This window comes from Ruegeria sp. SAZA006 (assembly GCF_059613465.1).
Genome location: NZ_JBXWSO010000004.1, coordinates 120,991 through 142,646 on the forward strand (window position 1 = coordinate 120,991; position 21,656 = coordinate 142,646).

Below are 21,656 nucleotides of genomic sequence, written 5' to 3' on the forward strand. Positions count from 1 at the left end.
CGCGGATGCGCTAGACTACCCGACATGCGGAGTGTTTTGGCGGGTCTGATCTTGCTGGCAGGGACGGCGGCGGCGCAGGAGCGTCGGCCGAGTCATTGCATCGCCATCGCCCAGAATACCCCCGGCATCGAATATCTGCACAAGGCGGCCTGGCAGGATCCGGTGCCCGAATTCTCGGTCCGGATCAGCTATGTCGCGCATGCGTCCTTTCTGATCCAGACACCCGGGGGGCTTAATGCCGTGACCGATTTCACCGGCTTCATCGGCGGCGCGGACCTGATCCCCGACATCGTGACGATGAACCACGCCCATGACACCCATTGGACCGCCTATCCCGATCCGGCCATCCCGCATGTGCTGCCGGGGTGGGGTGAGTTCGGGCAGGGCATCGAACATTACCTCGATCTGGGCGAATTGCTGGTGCGCAACGTATCGACCGATATCCGGTCAGCATACGGCGGAGTGGAAGAACGCGGAAACTCGATCTTCGTGTTCGAGGTCGAAGGCCTGTGCATCGGCCATCTGGGGCATCTGCACCATGTGCCGTCCGACGCGCAATTCGCCGCCCTTGGGCGGCTGGACGTGGTCATGGCGGCGGTAGACGGGGGCACGACCATGCCCTTGCCCGAGATGATCTCGGTCCTGCAGCGGCTGAAAAGCTCGGTCATCATTCCGATGCACTGGTTCTCGGGCTATTCGCTGGACCGGTTCCTGGCCGATATCCGATCCGACTTCCCGGTGCGCCGGGATGGGGTTTCGGAGATCGAAGTATCCCTGCGGACCCTCCCGGACCGCCCGACGGTGGTAGTGCTCGAGCCGCAATACCTGATGGAACTGGAATAAGCCTTGCCGTGCGCCGCGGGCTTGGGCATGCAGAGGGCATGCATTTGAACCCGGCCGACAAAACCTTTGCCGAAACCATCCGCGCCCGCCTGGGTGACGATATTCTGCGCCCGGTCGAGCCGCGCTATCTGGACGAGCCGCGCCGCCGCTTTGTCGGGCAGGCGGGTCTGCTGGCCTTGCCCCGCACGGTTGAGCAGGTCGCAGCCTTGGTGCGGTTGGCGTCCGAGGCCCGCGTCCCGGTGGTGCCATACGGTGGCGGCACCGGTCTTGTGGGCGGGCAGGTCATGGCGGAGGGCCCCGCGCCCCTGATCCTGTCGCTCGAGCGGATGCGCGCGATCCGGGCCGTCTATCCGACCGAAAACATCCTGATCGCCGAGGCCGGCGCGGTTCTGGCCGACATTCAGGCTGCGGCCGAGGCGGCCAATCGGCTGTTTCCGCTGTCGCTGGCGGCGCAAGGATCCTGCCGGATCGGGGGAAACCTGGCTACCAATGCCGGGGGCGTCAACGTCCTGCGTTATGGCAATGCCCGGGATCTGTGCCTGGGGCTCGAGGCGGTTCTGCCCAACGGGGACATCTGGCACGGGCTGGGGCGGCTGCGAAAGGACAACACCGGCTATGACCTGCGCAACCTGCTGATCGGGTCCGAGGGCACGCTAGGGGTCATCACCGCCGCTTCGCTCAAACTGTTCCCGCGTCCTGCCGGGCTGGGCACGGCGATCTTTCAGGTGGCCAGCCCCGAAGCGGCAATCGACCTTCTGGCCCTGGCCCGGGACCATCTGGGCGAAACCGTCAGCGCGTTCGAACTGATCCACAGACAGGGGCTGGATTTTCTGGCCGAGGTCTTGCCGGACGTGCGGCAACCCTTTGACACACCGCCGGAATGGTCGGTCCTGATCGAGCTGGGATTGCCGGCGGGGCACGAGCCCGAGGCGGCGCTGGAGTCCTTGTTCGTGGCTGCCGAGGCCCGTGGTCTGGTGTCGGACGGTGTCATCGCCCAGAGCGCCGCGCAGCGCGACGCGCTGTGGTCGGTGCGCGAACGCATCCCCGAGGCAAACCGGTTGATCGGTTCGGTGTCCAGCCACGATATCTCGGTTCCGATTTCGCGGATCCCCGACTTCATCCGGCAAGGCGGCCAGGCGATTGCCGCCCTTGGACCGTTCCGGGTGAACTGCTTTGGTCATCTGGGGGACGGCAACCTGCACTACAACGTCTTCCCGCCCAAAGGCCACGACCGGGGCGAGTTCGATGACCGGCGCGCCGCGATCAAGCGCGCGGTCCATGACCTGGTGCATGAATTCGAAGGATCGGTCAGTGCCGAGCATGGGGTGGGCCGTTTGAAGACCGGCGATCTGGAACGCTATGGTGATCCGGCCAAACTGTCGGCCATGCGCGCCATAAAGGCTGCTTTGGACCCGCTCGGGATCATGAACCCCGGTGCTGTTCTGTCAGATGTGTGAGTGCGGCCCGGACGCTCCGGGCCGCAGCGATGCGTTCTTTACGACTCGGGCAGGATAACCTTGTCGATGACGTGGATCACGCCATTGCTGGTTTCGATATCTGCCTGAACGACATTTGCGTCATTGACCATGACACCGTTGTCGAGGTCGATTGTGATCTCTCCACCCTGAACGGTGGCGGCGGTCATGTCGTCGGACAGATCACCCGACATCACCTTGCCCGGAACCACGTGATAGGTGAGGATCGCCACAAGCTGGTCCTTGTTCTCGGGCTTCAGCAGCGTTTCAACAGTGCCTTCGGGCAGCGCAGCAAAGGCTTCATCCGTGGGCGCGAACACGGTGAACGGGCCTTCGCCCTTCAGCGTGTCAACCAACTCGGCGGCTTGCACAGCTGCAACCAGAGTGTTGAAGCTGCCGGCTCCGACAGCGGTGTCCACAATGTCCTTGCCGTGGCCGTCGGCCATGGCAGCGGTCGAAAACAGGATACTGGCGACACCGGCAACAGCGAATTTGCGAAACATGATCTACTTCCCTTGTTGAGGATGTCATCGGCGACATCAGGGGCGATACGGGGACATGCCGGAAGGAGATCACGCGTCGGGGACAAAAAAACCGACTGGAAAACGAACGACGCCGCGCTAAGCGCGCGGCGCTTCCAGCGGCAAGTCACGAAATCGTGACCGTTGTCTGTTCACAGCCCTTCGAATTCGCACAGGACATGGACGTCCATGCCCATGTCCTCGAGCACCTTCCGGCCACCCAGCTCGGGCAGGTCGATGATGAAGGCGCAGCTGACGATCTCGCCACCCAGACGTTCGATCAGCTTGATGCCTGCTGCGGCAGTGCCGCCGGTGGCCAGCAGGTCATCGACCACCAGAACCTTTTCGCCGGGCTGGATCGCGTCATCGTGAATCTCGACGATGGCCTCGCCGTATTCCAGCTTGTATTCCTCGCTGATCGTGGTGCCCGGCAGTTTGCCCTTCTTGCGGATCGGGACAAAGCCCACGCTCAGTTGGTGCGCGATTGCGCCCCCCAGGATGAAACCGCGCGCCTCGAGCCCCACGACCTTGTCGATGCGCTCGCCGGCATAGGGGTGCAGCATCTGGTCGATGGCCATGCGAAACCCGCGGGGATCGGCAAACAGGGTCGTCACGTCGCGGAACATGATCCCTTCGTGGGGGAAATCGACGATGGTCCGAATGTAATCCTTGACCGTTTTGCTTCTGGACATGGGGCAACCCTTCTTGCGTCAAAACACGGGGGTGTTTGGCGTATCGCGGTCAGTCATGCAAGCCACGGTTGCCTGCCTGCGCGTATTTGCTGCGGGACAGATGCGCCCGAAACACCTGACCTTGGGGGGCTGCGGGTATCGACAAGCGATGCGCTTTGTCTATACAAGGTGCCACGCGCTGATGCAGGCCCAGAACAAGGATGACAGCCGTGGCCAAGGCCGACCTCAAGGGATCCACCAAAAAGAACAGCCAGCTGGTTCTGCGCCTGGACAAGGACGAACGCGACGCATTTGTTGCGCTGTGCCGCGATCTCGACACCTCGGCCGCGCGCGAGATCCGCCGCTTCATCCGCGCGTTCATGGCCGAGAACACCGGGACGTGACTGCCTTCAGGCCGGGCGGCGCAGTACCGCCGTGGCCACGCCCATTCCGATCAGGGTCAACCCTCCGAAACGGGTCATGCCGGTGATGATGCCGGGGCGGCCAATTACGCGGCGCAGCCGGTCGGCCAACAGCGCATAGGCCAGCGCGTTCAGCCCGGCCAATCCCACGAAAGTGGCAATCAGGATCGCGAATTGCGGGCCCAGCGGCTCGGCCGGGCGCAGGAATTGCGGCACGAAGGCGATGAAGAAGGCGATGGATTTCGGGTTCAGCGCGGTGACTGCGGCCGCATGGCCGAACACGCCGCGCGCGGTGACGTCGCGCCCGGTGGCCACCGCCTGCATCCCGCTGGACGGCGCACTGCTCAGCAGCTTGATGCCCAGCCAGACCAGATAGGCGGCGCCTACCCATTTCAGCACCGAAAACAGCGTGGCCGAGGCCAGCACCAGCGCCCCCAGCCCCAGCAGAGAAGCCGTCATGGCGATCAGGTCCCCCAGCGCAACCCCTGTGGCCGAGGCGACGGCCACGCTGCGCCCTTTCGACAGCGCATAGCTGAGCACCAACAGTACCGTCGGACCCGGGATCAACAGAAGGGCGGTCGAGGCGGCGACAAAAGCCAGCCAAAGTTCAAAATCCATTACACCCCTCCGTCAGATCCGCCGCAGCAAGCCTGAAAAAACACTTGGCCGTCAAGGCCGCTTACAATACCCGGCCCGCCACCGCATCCAGCTTGGCCAGCACTTGCGGGTCGCGCTTTTCCGGGGCTGTCAAAATCGCGTGGTCCAGCGCCCGGTCGCAGCCATGCGGGCAGGGCGCGCGGTCCGCACCCAGCAGGGTGGGCAGGCCTTTGACCAAGGCGCGCGCCTTCTCAGCGTTGCCGGTCAGCGTCGCGATGATCGCGGTCACGTCCACTTCGCCGTGATCGGGGTGCCAGCTGTCATAGTCGGTGACCATCGCGACCGAGGCATAGCAAAGCTCGGCCTCGCGCGCCAGTTTGGCCTCGGGCATGTTTGTCATGCCGATCACGTCGCAGCCCCACTGCTCGCGGTACATCTTCGATTCCGCCAGCGTCGAGAATTGCGGCCCTTCCATCGCCAGATAGGTGCCGCCACGGTGCACGGTGATCCCGGCCGTACGGGCGGCGGATTCACAGGCATCGCCCAGGCGCGGGCAGGTCGGATGAGCCACGCTGACATGGGCGACGCAGCCAGTGCCGAAGAAGCTTTTCTCGCGCGCGAAGGTGCGGTCGATGAACTGATCGACGACCACGAAATCGCCTGGGGCCATGTGCTCGCGGAAGGAGCCGCAGGCCGATACCGAGATCACATCGGTGACCCTCAGCCGTTTCAGCGCGTCGATATTGGCGCGATAGGGCACCTCGGTCGGCGAATGCACATGCCCGCGCCCGTGGCGGGGCAGAAAGGCCATCTCGATGCCGTCCAGTGTCCCGGTCAGGATCTGGTCGGACGGCGCGCCCCAAGGCGTTTCCACGGTAACCCATTGCGGCGTTTCCAGCCCGTCGATGTCATAAATCCCCGATCCGCCGATGACGGCAATCTTTGTCTGGGCCACGTTCGTTCTCCGCTGCGATACCTGCCTGCGGGAATTTCTGCGGGCTTGTCGGGCTTTTGGCAAGGCTTGCCGGTGTTTTTGCGCCGCACAGGGGCGACAATGGGCGTGGCCTTGCAGTTTTTGCATGACAGCCTGCCATCGATGGGCTAGCAGACAGCGCCGAAGGCGGGTATACGACCGCCTTCGCGCGAACATTCTGACCCACAGGACCAATTCATGCCCCGAGCCTTGCTGGCAAGCTTTGCCAATCGCCTCGCCATTCCCGATCTGAGCTGGATGCCGGACGAAAAGCTGACCCCCGCCCGCCTGCGGATCGAGCTTTTGTCGGGCCTGACCGTCGCGCTGGCCCTGGTGCCCGAAGCGGTGGCCTTTGCCTTCGTTGCCGGGGTTCACCCTCTGGTGGGCCTGTATGCGGCGTTTCTGGTGGGGCTGATCACCGCGCTGATCGGGGGCCGTCCGGGTATGATCTCGGGCGCAACCGGTGCGCTGGCGGTCGTTATGGTGGCGCTGGTGGCGCAGCACGGGGTCGAATACCTGTTCGCCACTGTGGTCCTGATGGGGATCCTGCAAATCATCGCCGGGGCCATGCATTGGGGGCGTTTCATCCGACTGGTGCCGCATCCGGTGATGCTGGGCTTTGTCAACGGCCTGGCGATCGTGATCTTTCTGGCGCAGCTGGGCCAGTTCAAGGTGCCGGGCACGATGGAAAACACCGGCCACGGCATGAGCGGCGGTGAATGGCTGTCGGGCATGCAGCTTTATACGATGCTGGGGCTGGTCGCGCTGACCATGGCGGTGATCTGGGTGATGCCGCGCATCACGCGCATCGTGCCAGCGCCGCTGGCGGGCATCGTCGTAGTGGCCGCGTTGGTGATCGGCATGGGGCTAGAGGTTCCGCGTGTGGGTGATCTGGCCTCGATCGAGGGCGGATTGCCGAAATTCCACATCCCAATGGTTCCGCTGAACTGGGAGACCTTCCAGATCATCCTGCCCTACGCCGTGATCCTGGCGGCCATCGGCCTGATCGAATCCCTGCTGACCCTGAACCTGGTGGGCGAGATTACCGGCAAGCGCGGCGGCGCTTCGCAGGAATGCATCGCGCAGGGCACCGCCAACGTCGTCACGGGCTTTTTCGGCGGGATGGGCGGCTGTGCGATGATCGGGCAGTCGATGATCAACGTGAAGTCCGGCGGCCGCACGCGCATCGCGGGGATCGCAGCGGCTCTGTTCTTGCTGGTGTTCATCCTTGTCGGCTCGCCTTTGATCGAACAAATTCCGCTGGCTGCGTTGGTTGGCGTGATGTTCATGGTGGTGATCGGCACCTTCGCCTGGAACTCGTTCAACATCCTGCGCAAGGTGCCGCTGACCGACGCCTTCGTCATCGTTCTGGTCACCGTCGTCACCGTGATGGAAGACCTCGCCGTGGCCGTCGTGGTCGGCGTGATCGTTTCGGCGCTGGCCTATGCCTGGAACAACGCCAAACGCATCCACGCGATCACCCGCGACTCGGAAACCGAGAAAGGCGCCAAGGTCTACGAGATTAAGGGTCCGCTGTTCTTCGGCTCGTCCGAGGGGTTTGTCGAACTGTTCGATGTCCAGAACGACCCGGAAACGGTGATCGTGGATTTTGCCGACAGCCGCGTGGTCGACCAATCGGCCCTGCAGGCGATCGAGAACGTCGCCGCGAAATACGAGGTGGCGGGCAAGCGCGTCATGCTGCGCCATCTAAGCCGCGACTGTCACAAGCTGCTCAAGAAAGCGGGCCACCTGATGGTCGACAGCGACGATGACCCGGATTACGGCCTTGCGGTCGACTATTCTGTTCGAACCGGCATTCTGGGCGGCCACTGAGGCACTGTGAGGCTCTGCCTCGCACCGCGCGGCGGGGGCAGAGCCCCCCAATTCCGGCTCAATCGTCAGGGCGACTGAGCGAGAACAAATCCGTCACCACCGAGTAGTCGCGATAGCCAAGCCGGGACAAAGGTTGAAAGGTGGTGACGTCGAACTTGCCGTCTTTCAGGCAGTCATCGCGCAGGTGCACGCCAATGACCTCTCCGAAAACCACCCGGTTGGCTTCGCCGGGCAGCGTGACGATCTGAGTCAACTTGCATTCCAGCGCGGCGGGGGCGCCTTCGATGCGGGCGCATGGGATGGTTTCGCATTCCACAGGTGTAAGGCCGGCGTGAGCGAACTCGTCCACCTCTTTCGGAAGGCTGGCCGAGCTTGCGTTCATCGCATCCCGATGGGCGTGGGCCACCACGTTGACGCAAAAGACGCCGGTCGCCTCGATATTGGCGATGCTGTCCTTTCCGCGGTCTTGGTCGTGCTTTGTGCCGGTTGAGGCAAACATCACCTGAGGCGGCGTATAGGCGACCCCGTTGAAGAACGAATAGGGCGCCAGGTTGTTGATCCCATCCGCGCCGCGGGTCGAGATCCATCCGATCGGGCGCGGCGTGATGATGGCGTTGAACGGGTTGTGCGGCAAACCGTGACCGTCTTCGGGGCGATAGAACATCTGATCTCCAAGCGTTTGCTCAAGGCCTAGCGAAGTGCTAGGGCGATTGCCAGAGTCGAAAAGAGGGCCGCGGTGCAGCAGTTCGGGATCAGGCCGGAAGAGCCGGAGGATTGGTGGGAAGTCGAAGCCCTCTATGACCTGTGCTTTGCGCCGGGGCGCGAGGCGCTGTCGTCCTACCGCTTGCGCGACGATGTTCCGCCGGTATCAGGCCTGTCGATGGTGGCCCGTGACGGGCAGGGCATTTTGGCTGGGGCCATACGATTCTGGCCGGTTCATGTTGGCGCACACGACGCGCTTTTGCTGGGGCCCGTTGCGGTTCACCCGACCCACCAGGGGGAAGGGTTGGGTGGTTTTCTGATCCACGAAGGTATCGAAGCCGGACGGGCCAAAGGGTGGGACCGGGTCATGCTGGTCGGTGACGCGCCCTATTATTCACGCTTTGGGTTTGCCCGGCTCGAGGGGGTAGAGATGCCGCCGCCAACCAACCCGGATCGGGTTCTCGGGCTGGATTTGACCCCCGGCGCATGGCTCGGAGTGAGTGGTTTGGTGACCCGCTGGACGCGCTGATCTATTGAAACGGCGTTGTGAAATGCCAATGTTTCAGGGTCAGGAGGACACCGAATGAATGACGTCGTTCTCGTCGGAGAAATTGACCCCGACGCCGAGTTGGACCGGCTGGCAAGCCACTACCGCAGTGCGGGCGGCAGCGGCATCCGGTTGCTCAATCGTCTGGGTGGATCGGCCGAGTCGCTGCTGGAACAGCTGCCCGGTTCGGTGCGCGATGGGCTGACCGGTGCAACCGAGCAGGCTTTGTGGCTTGCAGTCCGTGCCTCTGACGGATCGCGCCGCGCGATTCCCGACCAGAAGCCGTGGGTCAACACCGCCATATCGACCACGATGGGCGCCGCGGGTGGGGCTGGCGGCCTGACGACGGCGTTGATCGAGCTTCCGGCGACCACGGCCATGTTGCTGCGCGCAATCCAAGGGGCCGCATCGCGTGAAGGTTTCGACCCCTCGGCACGGAACGTGCAGTTCGATTGCATCCGCGTTTTGTCGGCGGCAGGTCCCTTGGCGCATGACGACGGCGCAGACATGGGGTTCTTTTCGGTCCGACTGACCGTGACGGGCCCCGCCCTACAAAAGATCATTGCTGCCGTGGCGCCGAGATTGTCGGTCGTTTTGGGGCAGAAACTGGCGGCACAGACCGTTCCGGTACTGGGAGCTTTGGCCGGAGGCGGCGCGAACTACCTCTACGCCCGGTACTATCAGCAGATTGCCCGTGTGCATTTTGGCCTGCGGCGTCTGGCGATCGATGCCGATATTCCGCATGACGAGCTTGTGCAGCGTCTGCAACGTCGCATGTTGGCCTGACCCACAGTTTCAAAATTGGACAGAACCGCAGGATGTGGTATCCTGCACCTAATCGGTCCGCAAGATAAGTGGCCGAAAACAGGCAAGAATAACAAAACAAGAGGCGGGGCAGCGTGAAAAACGCAGGGCTGTCACCAGATATTTTGTCCGAAACCGGGGCATTTCCGGTTCTGCCGCAGTCTGCGGCTCTATGCTACCGGCTTCGGCGCGGGGTGCCTGAGATATTGTTGATCACGACCCGGGGGTCGGGGCGGTGGATCATCCCCAAAGGCCGCATGATCGACGGCCTTAGCGGGGCTGAGACCGCAGCGCAGGAGGCCTGGGAAGAGGCCGGTGTGACAGGCTGCTGTGAGACGCGCAGTATCGGGCAGTTCTCATTCGACAAACACCACCGGGACCTGGGGCGGGTGACATGCGTTGTTGATGTCTACCCGTTGCTTGTTGCCAAGACGGCGGATCGGTTCCCCGAAGTCGCCGAGCGGCGGCGTAGATGGATGCTGCCCGAAAAGGCAGCACAAGCGGTTTCGATCGGCGGGCTTTCCGGGCTGTTGCGGTCAAATGCGCTCAATCCTCATTGAACCGCCTCTGTAAAGACTTGATATTGCCATGTCTGTCAGTATCTATTGGCCCACCGACATTTTGGGCGACAGATGATTCAATATTCACTGAAATGCTGCAATGGTCATGCGTTTGACAGTTGGTTCCAGTCTGCGGACGCTTACGACAAGCTGTCCAAGGCTGGAATGGTCTCTTGCGCGACTTGCGGCAGCACCCAGGTCGAAAAGGCGATCATGACGCCGCGGGTCCAGTCTGCGCGCTCGTCTGCGGCATTGCCGCGCACGGAGAACAGTGATCGACCCGAAGCCCAGCGCCAACCGACCAAGGCCGAGATAGAGCGTGTCCTCAGCGCCCTGCGCGCCAAAGTCGAGGCGAATTCCGACTATGTCGGCCGCGAATTTGCGCGCGAGGCCCGCAAGATACATCTGGGCGAGGCCCCGGAGCGTGCAATCTATGGCGAGGCCAAGCCGGAAGAGGCCAAGGCCCTGATCGAAGACGGCGTCCCGGTGGCCCCTCTGCCGTTCATTCCAAGCCGAAAGACGAACTGAACCGTGCATCTTGTCATAACCGGCGCCAATCGCGGCATTGGGCGTGCTCTTGCTGAATGCTATCGTGGCCGAGGCGATACTGTCACCGGCACCGCACGGGACGATTCCGCCGATATTCGTCTGGACGTTACCGACCCGGCGCAACAGGCGCAGATGGCGCGCAAGTTGGATGGCCAGCCTGTAGATCTGTTGATCTGCAATGCAGGTGTCTATCTGGACAAAGGCCAGACAATAGATGGCTACCCGGCCGAGATGTGGGGCCAGACCTTTTCTGCCAACGTCACCGGGGTGTTTCTAACCATTCAGGCCTTGTTGCCCAACTTGCGTGCGGCGCGCGGCAAGATCGCGATCATCTCGTCGCAGATGGCCTCGCACACGCGGGCGCCGGGCGGCAGCTATATCTATCGGGCCTCCAAGGCGGCTGTGCTGAACCTGGGGCGCAACTTGGCGGTGGATCTCAAGGACGATGGCATCGCCGTCGGCATCTATCACCCGGGATGGGTGCAGACGGACATGGGCGGCCAGGCCGCCGATATCACCGTGTCACAGGCCGTTGCCGGGTTGACTGAGCGTTTCGATGCGCTGAGTTTGGACTCCACCGGCTGCTTTGAAGCCTGGGACGGGCAGGCACATCCTTACTGAGCGGCCAGCGCTGCCTTGGGGATCTCGTAGACTTCACCGGGATCGATGAAAATCACCAGAATTTCGCCCCGCGTTTCCGAAGTGATCTTCGACGTCGAGCTGCTGGAATCCGGCTTTCCATCGGTGAAATAGATGCGGCGCACTTCCCCAGTATCCAACTGAACCGCCAGGGTCGCAGTGCCATCATCCTTGCGCCGCAACTCGGCAGGGCAATTTTTCAATGGCTGACCCGCCAACGCGGCGCAGGGGACCGTTCCCAACGCGTTCTGGCCGTCCGTTCCGGACAGTGACGCCACCTGGGCCATAGCCGGGCCGGACATCAGCGCACAGGCGAAAACAAAACGCAGCATGGTGTTCCTCATGGTTTAACTCCTTGACGATACGCTGACATTGCTGCCTGTCCTTGTAAAGCGTTGCGCTGCAGTGTCCCGATTTTCTATGTACCCTTGCTCTTGCGTGTTGCCTCGCATAAGACGCACGGGACCGGAAATCCAAGGCGCGGAGACATTTGCCCCCATGCCCGTACTCGTGATGAAATTTGGCGGCACATCCGTCGCCAACCTCGACCGCATCCGCCGCGCGGCCAAGCGCATCGGCGTCGAAGTGGCCAAGGGTTATGACGTCATCGTCATCGTGTCGGCCATGTCAGGCAAGACCAACGAACTGGTGGGTTGGGTCGACGAGATCTCGCCGCTGTACGACGCACGCGAATATGATGCCGTGGTATCCTCGGGCGAGAATGTCACCGCCGGTCTGATGGCACTGACGCTGCAGGAAATGGACATTCCCGCCCGCAGCTGGCAGGGCTGGCAGGTACCGCTGCTGACCGATGGCGCCCATTCGGCGGCGCGGATCCAGGATATCCCGACCGACAACATCAATCAGAAGTTCGGCGAGGGGATGAAGGTCGCCGTGGTGGCGGGCTTTCAGGGCCTCAGCCCCGAAGGTCGGATCACCACGTTGGGCCGCGGCGGTTCGGACACCACTGCCGTGGCTTTTGCCGCCGCCTTCGACGCCGAGCGCTGCGACATCTACACGGATGTGGACGGCGTCTATACCACCGATCCGCGCATCTGCGAGAAGGCGCGCAAGCTGGACAAGATCTCGTTCGAGGAAATGCTCGAACTGGCCTCGTTGGGGGCCAAGGTGCTGCAAACCCGCTCGGTCGAGCTGGCGATGCGGTACAAGGTGAAACTGCGTGTTCTCTCGAGCTTCGAGGAACAGTCCGACGAGGCCGGAACCCTGGTCGTCGACGAGGAGGAAATCATGGAATCCAATGTAGTCTCGGGTGTGGCCTATTCGCGGGACGAGGCCAAGATGACCGTCGTGTCGGTCGCCGACCGCCCCGGCATCGCGGCGATCATCTTCAACGCGCTCAGCGATGAGGGGATCAATGTCGACATGATCGTGCAGAACATCTCGGACGAGGGGCGCACGGACATGACCTTTTCCTGCCCCACCAACCAGGTGGCGCGCGCCGAAAAGGCGCTGTTGGCGGTCAAGGAGCGTGGCGAGTTGAACTATGCCGAGCTGGTCGCCGACACCGATGTGGCCAAGGTTTCTGTGGTGGGCATCGGCATGCGCTCGCAGTCGGGCGTGGCGGCCAAGATGTTCAAGGTACTCTCGGATGAGGGGATCAATATCAAGGTCATTACAACCTCCGAGATCAAAATTTCCGTCCTCGTCGACCGGAAATACATGGAACTTGCCGTTCAGGCGCTGCATGATGCCTTTGAACTGGAAAAGGCGGCCTGAGCATCTCGGCCAAGGTCCCGCCTGACACCGCAGAGTAGATCGGGCGATGGCAGACGGAATGGAAACAGAATCCCGCAAGCTGCTGGGGCGGCTGCGCGAGGAGATGGCAAGCGAGGCGGCCGGTCAGGAGCGTCTTGACCGGATCACGCATCTGATCGCCGACAGCATGCGGTGCGAGGTATGTTCGATCTACCTGTTCCGCGACGACGAAACCCTGGAGCTGTGTGCCACCGAAGGTCTTGCTCCCGAGGCCGTTCACCAGACCCGGATGCGTCTGGGCGAAGGTCTTGTTGGCCGGGTGGCCAAGTTCGGCAAGGTCGTCAACGCCGCCGATGCGCCCTCCGAGAAAGGTTTCCGGTACATGCCGGAAACGGGCGAGGAGCGGTTTTCGTCGTTCTTGGGTGTGCCCATTCAGCGGCTGGGGCAGAAGCTTGGGGTTCTTGTGGTCCAGTCCCGCGCTCAACGCGAGTTTTCCGCGGATGAGGTCTATGCGCTTGAAGTCGTGGCAATGGTTCTTGCGGAAATGGCCGAATTGGGTGCGTTTGTGGGCGAAGGTGCCGCCCTTTCACCGCTGCATCAGCAATCCATTTTGCTGCGCGGTGGCCCGGCACAGGAGGGCTCGGCCGAAGGGCATGTCTGGCTGCACGAGCCGCGCGTCGTCGTCACCAACCCGATCGCCGACGATCCACATCGCGAGCTGGAGCGGCTGAACGAGGCGGTCGAAGAGCTGCGCGTGGGCGTCGACAAGATGCTTGAAATCTCGCGGGGCGGTGACACCGAACAGCTGCAGGTTCTGGAAGCCTACCGGATGTTCGCCAATTCCAAGGGCTGGATGCGCCGGATGGAAGAGGACATCGCCCGCGGTCTCAGCGCCGAAGCGGCGGTGGAAAAGGAACAGTCGCAGGCCCGCGCCCGAATGAGCCAGGTTACGGATCCCTATTTGCGCGAGCGTCTGGCGGATCTGGACGATCTGTCCAACCGTCTGCTGCGCATCCTGACCGGGCAGGGCGGGTCGAACGGTAAAGAGCTGCCGCCCGATCCGATCCTTGTGGCGCGCAATATCGGCCCGGGTGACCTGCTGGAGTATGGCCGTTCGCTGAAAGGTGTCGTGCTCGAGGAGGGCTCGGTCGGCAGTCATGCCACCATCGTCGCCCGCGCTCTGGCCATCCCGCTGGTGGTGCATGTGGGCCGGATCACGACCGAGGCCTTGAACGGCGACCACATCCTGGTTGACGGCGACGAGGGCGTTGTGCATCTGCGCCCTGAAGATACGGTGGTCAGCGCCTTCCGCGACAAGATGGCCATGCAGGCCGAGGCGCAGAAACGCTATGCCTCGATCCGTGAAACCCCGACCGTGACCAAGGATGGCGAGCGGATCAATCTGGTGATGAATGCCGGCCTGATGGCCGACTTGCCGTCGCTCAAAACGTCGGGGGCCGAGGGCGTGGGACTGTTCCGCACCGAATTGCAGTTCCTGATCCGCAACCAGATGCCGAAACGGTCCGAGTTGGTGGCGCAGTACAAACGCGTTCTGGATTCGGCCGATGGCAAGCGCGTGGTATTCCGAACGCTGGATATCGGGTCGGACAAGGTGCTGCCCTACATGAAGCATGTCGCCGAGCCCAACCCGGCGCTGGGCTGGCGCGCCATTCGTGTGGGCCTGGACAAGCGCGGCGTGATGCGGATGCAGCTTCAGGCCCTGTTGCGCGCGGCGGATGGCCGTCCTCTGACGGTCATGTTCCCGTTTGTCGCCCAGGCCGACGAATACCGCGAGGCCCGTTGGGAAGTGAACAAGACACTGGAGCGCGAAAAGCGCTTGGGTCATGTCCTGCCGGAAACGCTGGAAGTTGGGGCGATGCTGGAAACACCATCATTGGCCTTCGCCCCCCAGAAGTTCTTTGACGAGGTCGATTTCATCTCGATCGGCGGCAACGACCTGAAACAGTTCTTCTTCGCCGCCGACCGAGAGAACGAGCTGGTGCGCCGCCGCTATGACACCTTGAATGTCAGCTTCCTCAGCCTGATCGAGCGCATCGTCGAACGGTGCGGAATTTCCGACACGCCGCTGAGTTTCTGCGGCGAGGATGCCGGCCGCCCGATCGAGGCGCTGTGCCTGGCGGCGATGGGCATCCGCACCTTGTCGATGCGCCCGGCCTCAATCGGCCCGGTCAAAAGCCTGCTGTTGCGGTCAAACCTGCAGGATGTCCGCAAGATCATCGCCGACGCCCGCCATCGGGGCGAACAATCGGTGCGTCCGGCGATCATGGAGTATCTGCGCGACAACGGCTGACGCCCGGGTGACCGCGAAAAAAGGCCCGATTCCGAAATCCGGGCTTGCTTTTTGGGCTTGGTCTTTCTATCCAAGCCACGAATGTTAGCGGTAACAGGGTGTCTGGCTGCAGACCGCGCCGGATTGTCCGAAGAAGGGAGCCAGCCATGGTTTCACGCGTAATCCCGGTAGATCCGTTCGATCTGGTCCTGTTCGGCGCGACCGGAGATCTGGCCCAGCGCAAGATCCTGCCGGGCCTCTACCATCGCTTTGAAGTGGGGCAGATGCCCGAAGATGCGCGCATCATCGGGACCGCGCGGTCGGATATGGACGATGACGGGTTCCGCGCACAGGTGCGCAAGTCGATGAAGGAATTCGCGCCGTCCTTCAAAAAGGACGTGCTGGATCGGTTTCTGGCCCGGGTCGAATACGTGCCTGTGGATGCGTTGGGCGAAAACGGCTGGGACAAGCTGGCCAAATCGCTGCGCCCTGACGTGGTGCGCGCCTTTTACTTGTCGGTTGGTCCGAAACTGTTTCCCGGCATCGCGCAGCGCTTGCATGATCACGGGCTTGCCACCCCCGACAGCCGCATCGTGGTCGAGAAACCCTTCGGCCATGATCTGGCCTCGGCCAAGGGGCTGAACGAAGGTCTGCGCGCCTGTTTCGAAGAGCATCAGATCTATCGGATCGACCATTACCTGGGCAAGGAGACGGTGCAGAACCTGATGGCGCTGCGCTTCGCCAACTCGCTGTTCGAACCGCTATGGAACGCGACCCATGTGGATCATGTCCAGATCACCGTGGCCGAAACCGTCGGGGTCGAAGGGCGCGGCGCCTATTACGACCAGTCCGGCGCGATGCGGGACATGGTGCAGAACCACCTGGTGCAGCTTTTGTGCCTGACCGCGATGGAGCCGCCTTCGACCTTCTCGCCCAACGCGGTGCGCAGTGAAAAGGTCAAGGTGATCGAGGCACTGGAACCTGTCGCCCCGACCGACATCGCCCGCGGCCAGTACCGGGCGGACAAGGGCGGCGACGGCTATCTCGATCATGTGGGCAACCCCGACAGCCTGACCGAAAGCTACATCGCGCTGAAGGTGCGCGTGGGCAACTGGCGCTGGTCGGGGGTTCCGTTCTATCTCCGCACGGGCAAGCGTCTACGCGCCCGGGAATCCGAAATCGCGGTGTTTTTCCGCGACCCGCCGCACACGATCTTTCCCAATGTCGGCCCGCTGCACGGCAACGTGCTGGTGATCCGCCTGCAGCCCGACGAAGGCATCACCCTGCGCACCACGATCAAGGATCCCGGCCCGGGCGGCTTCCGCCTGACGGACGTGGCGCTGGACATGAGCTTTGCCGAGGCACTGGGTGCCGATGTGCGCGCGCAGGACGCCTATGAGCGGCTGGTGATGGACGTGATCCGCGGGGACCAGACCCTGTTCATGCGCGGCGACGAGGTCGAGGCCGCCTGGGCCTGGGTCGATCCCATCATCAAGGGCTGGGAAGAGCGCGGCGACCGTCCCTCGCGCTATGATCAGGGCAGTTCCGGCCCGGAAGACGCATTGATGCTGATGCATCGCGACGGGCGCCGCTGGCGCCAGATCGGAGGTTGAGATGGTTCACAACGTCATCACCGATGTTACCCATAGAATAATTGAGCGCAGCGCCGATTCCCGCCACACCTATCTGCAGCGGATGGAGCAGGCTCGGTCCGAAGGGCCGGCACGCGCGCATCTGTCCTGCAGCGGCCAGGCCCACGCCTATGCCGGGGCAGGGGCCGATCAGCAGACGCTGGCCACCACCAGCGTGGGCAATCTGGGCATCGTCACCGCCTATAACGACATGCTGTCGGCGCATCAACCGTTCGAGCGCTATCCCGAACTGATCCGGCGCGCGGCCCGTGCCGCGGGCGGCACCGCGCAGGTGGCGGGCGGGGTGCCGGCCATGTGCGACGGGGTCACGCAAGGTGAGGCCGGGATGGAACTGTCGCTGTTCTCGCGCGACGTGATCGCGCTCGCGGCGGCGGTGGCGCTCAGCCACAATACATTTGACGCGGCGGTGTTCCTGGGGGTCTGCGACAAGATCGTGCCGGGGCTGGTGATCGCAGCGCAGAGCTTTGGCCACCTGCCGGCGGTGTTCCTGCCCGCCGGCCCGATGACCAGCGGCCTGCCCAATGACGAAAAGGCCAAGGTGCGCCAGAAATTCGCCGCCGGCGAAGCCACGCGCGAAGAACTGATGGCCGCCGAAATGGCCGCCTATCACGGGCCGGGCACCTGCACCTTCTACGGCACCGCCAACACCAACCAGATGTTGATGGAGTTCATGGGTCTGCACCTGCCGGGCTCCAGCTTCGTCAACCCCAACACGCCGCTGCGCGATGCGTTGACCGAGGAAGGCGCCCGCCGTGCCCTGTCGCTCAGCGCGCTGGGCAACAATTACTCGCCAGTGTGCCAGATCCTCGACGAACGGGCCTTCGTGAACGGTATCGTGGGGCTGATGGCCACGGGCGGGTCGACCAACCTGCTGATCCACCTGATCGCCATGGCCCGTGCCGGGGGTATCGTGCTGGACTGGCAGGATTTCTCGGACATCTCGGGCGTCGTGCCCCTGGTCGCGCGGGTCTATCCTAACGGTTTGGCCGACGTGAACCATTTCCACGCCGCGGGCGGTCTGGGGTATACCATCGGCACGCTGCTGGATGAAGGCCTGCTGCATCCCGACACGCTGACCGTGGCGGGGCAGGGGCTGCACCACTATACGCAGGAGCCCAAGCTGATCGATGGCGCGCTGGTCTGGGAGGACGGCGCCGGCCACAGTCTGAACGAAAAGATCCTGCGCCCGGCCAGTGACCCGTTCCAGCCCACCGGAGGCCTGTCGCGGCTGAGCGGCAACCTGGGTACAGGAGTAATGAAGGTCTCGGCCGTGGCGCCCGAACACCAGGTGGTCGAGGCTCCGGTGCGCGTCTTCCACGACCAGGACGAGGTCAAGGCCGCGTTCAAGGCGGGCGAGTTCACCGACGATGTCATCGTCGTGGTCCGTTTTCAGGGGCCCAAGGCCAATGGCATGCCTGAACTGCACTCGCTGACGCCGCTGCTGTCGATCCTTCAGGGGCGCGGGCAGAAGGTGGCGTTGGTGACCGATGGCCGCATGTCGGGGGCCTCGGGCAAAGTGCCCGCGGCGATCCATGTCTGCCCCGAGGCGCTGGATGGCGGCCCGATCGCCAAGCTACGCAATGGCGACCTGCTGCGCGTCGATGCGGTGCGGGGTCAGCTTGAAATCCTGACCCCCGGCGTGCTGGACCGCCCCGCCACCACCGCCGATCTTTCGGCGCATCAATACGGGGTCGGCCGCGACCTGTTTACCACGTTCCGCAACGCCGTCGGCTCGGCCGATGCCGGTGCCAGCATTTTCGGAGCCTGAGCCTATGTCCGCAAAAACCCAACGCACCCGCGAGATCTGCGAATTGGCGCCTATCGTCCCGGTTCTGGTCGTCGATGACGCCACCCATGCCCGCCCGCTGGCCGAGGCACTGGTGGCCGGTGGTCTGCCCGCGCTCGAGGTCACCTTGCGCACGCCCGCGGCGCTGGACGCGATCCGCGCCATGGCGCAGGTGCCCGGCGGGGTCGTGGGGGCCGGCACGCTGGTCACGCCCGACGATGTCCGCGCCGCAAAAGAGGCGGGCGCGCAATTCGGGGTATCGCCCGGTGCCACCGACGCCCTGATCGCCGCCTGCGAGGCCGAGGGCCTGCCGCTGCTGCCCGGCGCGGCCACTGCGACCGAGGCGATGCGCCTGCTTGAGCAGGGCTATGACATGCTGAAATTCTTCCCGGCCGAAGCCTCGGGCGGGGCGCCTGCGCTCAAGGCGATCGGCGCGCCGCTGCCGCAGATCACCTTCTGCCCGACTGGCGGTGTGTCGCCCGCCAACGCGCGCGACTACCTGTCCCTGCCTAACGTGATCTGCGCGGGCGGCAGCTGGGTTGCGCCGAAACAGATGGTTACAAAGGGTAACTGGGCGGGGATCGAAACCCTCGCGCGTGAGGCCGCCGCCCTGATGGATTGACCTTGCCGGGCCGGGCGCTAGGGTGGGCGCCATTACAGGCAGGTTGATCCACATGACAGACAATATGTCCCTCGCCCAAGGGCGAAATTATCTGGCCATTCCGGGCCCTTCCGTGATTCCGGACGCGGTGCTGCAGGCCATGCACCGCCCGTCGCCCAATATCTATGCCGGTGAACTGGTCGAGATGATGCCCGACCTGACGGCCGACCTGCGCCGCGTGGCCCGTACCCGGCACGAGGTGGCGATTTATATCGCCAACGGCCACGGCGCGTGGGAGGCGGCGCTGTCCAACGTTCTGGTGCCGGGGGAAACCGTGCTGGCTCCGGCTTCGGGGCGGTTCACCCATGGCTGGGCGGAAATGGCCGAGCGTCTGGGCGTGAAGGTCGAGCTGATCGATTTCGGCCCGTCCGACCCGTGGGACATGGATCGGATCGCGCAGGCCCTGCGGGCTGATGCCGATCACCGGATCAAGGCGGTTCTTGCGGTGCATGTGGACACGTCCAGCTCGATCCGTAACGACATTCCGGCGCTGCGGGCGCTGCTGGACGATCTGAACCACCCGGCATTGCTGATGGCGGATTGCATCGCCTCGCTGGGCTGCGACCGGTTCGAGATGGATGACTGGGGCGTCGATGTCATGGTCACCGCCTGCCAGAAGGGGCTGATGACCCCGGCGGGCATGTCCTTCGTGTTCTTCAACGACCGGGCCAAGGCCAAACGGGCCGCGATGCCGCGGGTTTCGGCCTATTGGGACTGGCTGCCGCGATCAGAGCCCGACTGGTTCTATCAGTATTTCGGCGGCACCGCGCCGACGCACCACCTGTATGGTCTGCGCGCCGCCCTGGACTTGATCCATGCTGAGGGGATTGAGCATGTCTGGACCCGCCATGCGCGGCTGGCCCGGGCCGTCTGGGCCGCCTGCGAGAAGTGGGCCGAGGGCGGGGCGCTGCACCTGAACGTTGGCGATCGCGCGCATCGCAGCCATGCCGTCACCGCCCTGCGCCTGACCGAGGGTCGCGGCACGCCCCTGCGCAGCTATACCGAGCGGCATCTGGGCCTGACACTGGGTATCGGGCTGGGCATGGCGGACGAGGAGTCGTGTTTCCGGCTGGGCCACATGGGCCATTTGAACGGGCACATGGTCATGGGCCTGCTGGGCGGCATCGAAACCGCCATGGCCGCGTTGGAGATCCCGCGCGGGTCCGGCGCGCTTGAGGCTGCGGCGGCGGTTCTGGCAGGTTAAGCGCTGAGTGCTGCCGCCAGCGCCTGCGGCAGGGCGGCGGCAAAGGCGTTCAAGTGGGCTTCGGTGCCGCAACTGACGCGGATGCAGCGGTTCTGCGGGGCCGCAAAGGGCATCCGCACGAAGATCCCCTGCGCCACCAGCGCATCCAGCACCGCCTTGGCAAATGCTCCGTCGCGCCCGCAGTCGATCGCCACGAAATTGGTGGCCGAGGGCAGCGGGGTCAGTCCGTTGTCACGCGCGATCGCGCCGATCCGGTCGCGGGCCGAGACGATGCGCGCCTTTACCTGCGCCAGCCAGTCCTGATCGTGCAGGGCGGCCAGCGCCCCGGCTTGCGCCATGCGGTTCATGCCGAAATGGTTGCGCACCTTGTTGAAGGCCGAGATCAACCCTGGCGCTCCGATCGCATAGCCGACCCGCGCGCCGGCCATACCGTAAACCTTGGAAAAGGTGCGCATCCGGATAACGCGCGGATCATCCGCCGCGACCGGCGCAGCGGTGCCGTCGGGTGCACATTCCACATAGGCCTCGTCCAAAACCAGCAGGCAGCCGTCCGGCAGGGCGTCCAGCGCCGCGACGATATCCGCGCCGCGATGCCAGCTGCCCATCGGGTTGTCCGGATTGGCCAGATAGACCAGCTTGGCGCCGAGCTCGGCCGCCTTGGCGAACAGGGCGGCCGGGTCCTCGTGATCGTTGGTATAAGGCACCTTGTGGATCGCCCCGCCATAGCCCGCGACGTGGTAGTTGAAGGTGGGATAGGCCCCGTCCGAAGTCACGACCGCATCGCCCGGACCGACCATCAGGCGCACCAGGTAGCCCAACAGCCCGTCGATGCCTTCGCCGACCACGATGTTGTCGGGGCTGATCCCGTGATGATCGGCCAGCGCATGGCGCAGATCGTGGTTCTCGGGGTCGCCATACATCCAGATGCCGTCAGCGGCCTGCCGCATCGCCTCGATCGCGCGGGGCGAGGGGCCGAACACGCTCTCGTTTGCGCCCAGCCGGGCCACGAAGGGCGCGCCGCGCTGGCGCTCCTGCGTCTCGGGGCCGACGAAGGGCACGGTTGCGGGCAGGGATTGGGTAAGCGGGGTGTATCTGGGTCCGGTCATGGGCGCAGATAATCCCAAGGGCATAGCCGGGGCAAGCCTTGCATGGGGCCGGGCCGTCCGCGCCGATCTGCCCTCACGTCGGGCTGGCGTCGGCTGCGGGTTTCG

The 21,656-nt window shown here is 63.9% G+C and carries 22 protein-coding genes; 15 read left to right on the forward strand and 7 right to left on the reverse strand.

All coding sequences use genetic code 11. The features are described from left to right. Positions 1-24: 24 nt before the first annotated feature. On the forward strand, positions 25-843 hold the full coding sequence (locus tag AC2FNZ_RS03250; RefSeq protein WP_093962742.1) for an MBL fold metallo-hydrolase: 819 nt from the start codon (positions 25-27) through the stop codon (positions 841-843). A 38-nt stretch (positions 844-881) separates the two neighbouring features. Further along, positions 882-2,300, forward strand: coding sequence for an FAD-binding oxidoreductase (locus AC2FNZ_RS03255; protein WP_093962741.1), 1,419 nt, complete (start codon positions 882-884; stop codon positions 2,298-2,300). A gap of 38 nt (positions 2,301-2,338) precedes the next feature. Here AC2FNZ_RS03255 and AC2FNZ_RS03260 read toward each other — a convergent pair whose 3' ends face one another. Further along, a complete protein-coding gene (locus AC2FNZ_RS03260) occupies positions 2,339-2,821 on the reverse strand; it encodes a fasciclin domain-containing protein (RefSeq protein WP_093962740.1) in 483 nt (160 codons plus the stop codon). 170 nt (positions 2,822-2,991) lie between these two features. Further along, on the reverse strand, positions 2,992-3,531 hold the full coding sequence (locus AC2FNZ_RS03265) for an adenine phosphoribosyltransferase (protein ID WP_093962739.1): 540 nt from the start codon (positions 3,529-3,531) through the stop codon (positions 2,992-2,994). Positions 3,532-3,731: 200 nt separating this feature from the next. Here AC2FNZ_RS03265 and AC2FNZ_RS03270 point away from each other — a divergent pair, with 200 nt between their 5' ends. After that, positions 3,732-3,914, forward strand: a complete 183-nt coding sequence (locus AC2FNZ_RS03270; RefSeq protein ID WP_496839519.1) for a hypothetical protein — start codon at positions 3,732-3,734, stop codon at positions 3,912-3,914. Between the two features lie 6 nt (positions 3,915-3,920). Here AC2FNZ_RS03270 and AC2FNZ_RS03275 read toward each other — a convergent pair whose 3' ends face one another. Next, the gene (locus AC2FNZ_RS03275; protein ID WP_496839520.1) at positions 3,921-4,550 is read right to left on the reverse strand and encodes a LysE family translocator; all 630 of its coding nucleotides are present in this window, start codon (positions 4,548-4,550) and stop codon (positions 3,921-3,923) included. 61 nt (positions 4,551-4,611) lie between these two features. Next, positions 4,612-5,484 carry an S-methyl-5'-thioadenosine phosphorylase gene (locus tag AC2FNZ_RS03280; RefSeq protein ID WP_496839521.1) on the reverse strand — a complete coding sequence of 291 codons (873 nt, stop codon included), beginning with the start codon at positions 5,482-5,484 and terminating at the stop codon, positions 4,612-4,614. Positions 5,485-5,700: 216 nt separating this feature from the next. Here AC2FNZ_RS03280 and AC2FNZ_RS03285 point away from each other — a divergent pair, with 216 nt between their 5' ends. Next, positions 5,701-7,335, forward strand: coding sequence for a SulP family inorganic anion transporter (locus AC2FNZ_RS03285; RefSeq protein ID WP_496839522.1), 1,635 nt, complete (start codon positions 5,701-5,703; stop codon positions 7,333-7,335). 58 nt (positions 7,336-7,393) lie between these two features. Here AC2FNZ_RS03285 and AC2FNZ_RS03290 read toward each other — a convergent pair whose 3' ends face one another. Further along, positions 7,394-7,999 carry a flavin reductase family protein gene (locus AC2FNZ_RS03290; protein ID WP_496839523.1) on the reverse strand — a complete coding sequence of 202 codons (606 nt, stop codon included), beginning with the start codon at positions 7,997-7,999 and terminating at the stop codon, positions 7,394-7,396. 72 nt (positions 8,000-8,071) lie between these two features. On the opposite strand from AC2FNZ_RS03290, the gene AC2FNZ_RS03295 reads away from it, so the two are divergent. The 5 genes from AC2FNZ_RS03295 (at position 8,072) to AC2FNZ_RS03315 (ending at position 11,118) form a co-directional block, all read left to right on the forward strand. Further along, positions 8,072-8,566 carry a GNAT family N-acetyltransferase gene (locus AC2FNZ_RS03295; RefSeq protein ID WP_170366645.1) on the forward strand — a complete coding sequence of 165 codons (495 nt, stop codon included), beginning with the start codon at positions 8,072-8,074 and terminating at the stop codon, positions 8,564-8,566. A 54-nt stretch (positions 8,567-8,620) separates the two neighbouring features. Further along, complete coding sequence (locus AC2FNZ_RS03300) at positions 8,621-9,370, forward strand: EcsC family protein (protein ID WP_496839524.1); 750 nt, start codon at positions 8,621-8,623, stop codon at positions 9,368-9,370. Positions 9,371-9,597: 227 nt separating this feature from the next. Further along, positions 9,598-9,948: an NUDIX hydrolase gene (locus AC2FNZ_RS03305; RefSeq protein ID WP_496839525.1), complete on the forward strand. Its 351-nt coding sequence runs from the start codon at positions 9,598-9,600 to the stop codon at positions 9,946-9,948. A gap of 72 nt (positions 9,949-10,020) precedes the next feature. Continuing rightward, positions 10,021-10,476, forward strand: coding sequence for a DUF1178 family protein (locus AC2FNZ_RS03310; protein WP_496839526.1), 456 nt, complete (start codon positions 10,021-10,023; stop codon positions 10,474-10,476). 3 nt (positions 10,477-10,479) lie between these two features. Beyond that, the gene (locus AC2FNZ_RS03315; protein ID WP_496839527.1) at positions 10,480-11,118 is read left to right on the forward strand and encodes an SDR family oxidoreductase; all 639 of its coding nucleotides are present in this window, start codon (positions 10,480-10,482) and stop codon (positions 11,116-11,118) included. Here AC2FNZ_RS03315 and AC2FNZ_RS03320 read toward each other — a convergent pair. Next, the gene (locus tag AC2FNZ_RS03320; RefSeq protein ID WP_170587649.1) at positions 11,112-11,468 is read right to left on the reverse strand and encodes a hypothetical protein; all 357 of its coding nucleotides are present in this window, start codon (positions 11,466-11,468) and stop codon (positions 11,112-11,114) included. The genes AC2FNZ_RS03315 and AC2FNZ_RS03320 overlap by 7 nt on opposite strands. 166 nt (positions 11,469-11,634) lie before the next feature. Here AC2FNZ_RS03320 and AC2FNZ_RS03325 point away from each other — a divergent pair, with 166 nt between their 5' ends. From AC2FNZ_RS03325 to AC2FNZ_RS03350, 6 genes are all read left to right on the forward strand, one after another. Continuing rightward, a complete protein-coding gene (locus AC2FNZ_RS03325; protein ID WP_170362969.1) occupies positions 11,635-12,873 on the forward strand; it encodes an aspartate kinase in 1,239 nt (412 codons plus the stop codon). Between the two features lie 46 nt (positions 12,874-12,919). Next, on the forward strand, positions 12,920-15,163 hold the full coding sequence (gene ptsP, locus AC2FNZ_RS03330; RefSeq protein ID WP_093962727.1) for a phosphoenolpyruvate--protein phosphotransferase: 2,244 nt from the start codon (positions 12,920-12,922) through the stop codon (positions 15,161-15,163). Between the two features lie 146 nt (positions 15,164-15,309). After that, positions 15,310-16,755, forward strand: a complete 1,446-nt coding sequence (zwf, locus tag AC2FNZ_RS03335) for a glucose-6-phosphate dehydrogenase (protein ID WP_496839528.1) — start codon at positions 15,310-15,312, stop codon at positions 16,753-16,755. A 1-nt stretch (position 16,756) separates the two neighbouring features. Continuing rightward, positions 16,757-18,562, forward strand: coding sequence for a phosphogluconate dehydratase (edd, locus tag AC2FNZ_RS03340; RefSeq protein WP_496839529.1), 1,806 nt, complete (start codon positions 16,757-16,759; stop codon positions 18,560-18,562). 4 nt (positions 18,563-18,566) lie between these two features. Beyond that, positions 18,567-19,202: a bifunctional 4-hydroxy-2-oxoglutarate aldolase/2-dehydro-3-deoxy-phosphogluconate aldolase gene (locus tag AC2FNZ_RS03345; protein ID WP_496839530.1), complete on the forward strand. Its 636-nt coding sequence runs from the start codon at positions 18,567-18,569 to the stop codon at positions 19,200-19,202. Between the two features lie 52 nt (positions 19,203-19,254). Then, the gene (locus AC2FNZ_RS03350) at positions 19,255-20,445 is read left to right on the forward strand and encodes a pyridoxal-phosphate-dependent aminotransferase family protein (RefSeq protein WP_496839531.1); all 1,191 of its coding nucleotides are present in this window, start codon (positions 19,255-19,257) and stop codon (positions 20,443-20,445) included. On the opposite strand, the gene AC2FNZ_RS03355 is transcribed toward AC2FNZ_RS03350, so the two are convergent. Then, entirely contained in the window at positions 20,442-21,551 is a 1,110-nt protein-coding gene (locus AC2FNZ_RS03355) for a pyridoxal phosphate-dependent aminotransferase (protein WP_496839532.1), read from the reverse strand. The genes AC2FNZ_RS03350 and AC2FNZ_RS03355 overlap by 4 nt on opposite strands. Between the last annotated feature and the right edge of the window lie 105 nt (positions 21,552-21,656).

Bases quoted from the DNA above. Each gene is read 5' to 3' on its own strand.
- AC2FNZ_RS03250 (WP_093962742.1), top strand. From the start codon at position 25: ATGCGGAGTGTTTTGGCGGGTCTGATCTTGCTGGCAGGGACGGCGGCG.
- AC2FNZ_RS03255 (WP_093962741.1), top strand. From the start codon at position 882: ATGCATTTGAACCCGGCCGACAAAACCTTTGCCGAAACCATCCGCGCC.
- AC2FNZ_RS03260 (WP_093962740.1), bottom strand. From the start codon at position 2,821: ATGTTTCGCAAATTCGCTGTTGCCGGTGTCGCCAGTATCCTGTTTTCG.
- AC2FNZ_RS03265 (WP_093962739.1), bottom strand. From the start codon at position 3,531: ATGTCCAGAAGCAAAACGGTCAAGGATTACATTCGGACCATCGTCGAT.
- AC2FNZ_RS03270 (WP_496839519.1), top strand. From the start codon at position 3,732: ATGACAGCCGTGGCCAAGGCCGACCTCAAGGGATCCACCAAAAAGAAC.
- AC2FNZ_RS03275 (WP_496839520.1), bottom strand. From the start codon at position 4,550: ATGGATTTTGAACTTTGGCTGGCTTTTGTCGCCGCCTCGACCGCCCTT.
- AC2FNZ_RS03285 (WP_496839522.1), top strand. From the start codon at position 5,701: ATGCCCCGAGCCTTGCTGGCAAGCTTTGCCAATCGCCTCGCCATTCCC.
- AC2FNZ_RS03290 (WP_496839523.1), bottom strand. From the start codon at position 7,999: ATGTTCTATCGCCCCGAAGACGGTCACGGTTTGCCGCACAACCCGTTC.
- AC2FNZ_RS03300 (WP_496839524.1), top strand. From the start codon at position 8,621: ATGAATGACGTCGTTCTCGTCGGAGAAATTGACCCCGACGCCGAGTTG.
- AC2FNZ_RS03310 (WP_496839526.1), top strand. From the start codon at position 10,021: ATGATTCAATATTCACTGAAATGCTGCAATGGTCATGCGTTTGACAGT.
- AC2FNZ_RS03320 (WP_170587649.1), bottom strand. From the start codon at position 11,468: ATGCTGCGTTTTGTTTTCGCCTGTGCGCTGATGTCCGGCCCGGCTATG.
- AC2FNZ_RS03325 (WP_170362969.1), top strand. From the start codon at position 11,635: ATGCCCGTACTCGTGATGAAATTTGGCGGCACATCCGTCGCCAACCTC.
- ptsP (WP_093962727.1), top strand. From the start codon at position 12,920: ATGGCAGACGGAATGGAAACAGAATCCCGCAAGCTGCTGGGGCGGCTG.
- zwf (WP_496839528.1), top strand. From the start codon at position 15,310: ATGGTTTCACGCGTAATCCCGGTAGATCCGTTCGATCTGGTCCTGTTC.
- edd (WP_496839529.1), top strand. From the start codon at position 16,757: ATGGTTCACAACGTCATCACCGATGTTACCCATAGAATAATTGAGCGC.
- AC2FNZ_RS03345 (WP_496839530.1), top strand. From the start codon at position 18,567: ATGTCCGCAAAAACCCAACGCACCCGCGAGATCTGCGAATTGGCGCCT.
- AC2FNZ_RS03350 (WP_496839531.1), top strand. From the start codon at position 19,255: ATGACAGACAATATGTCCCTCGCCCAAGGGCGAAATTATCTGGCCATT.
- AC2FNZ_RS03355 (WP_496839532.1), bottom strand. From the start codon at position 21,551: ATGACCGGACCCAGATACACCCCGCTTACCCAATCCCTGCCCGCAACC.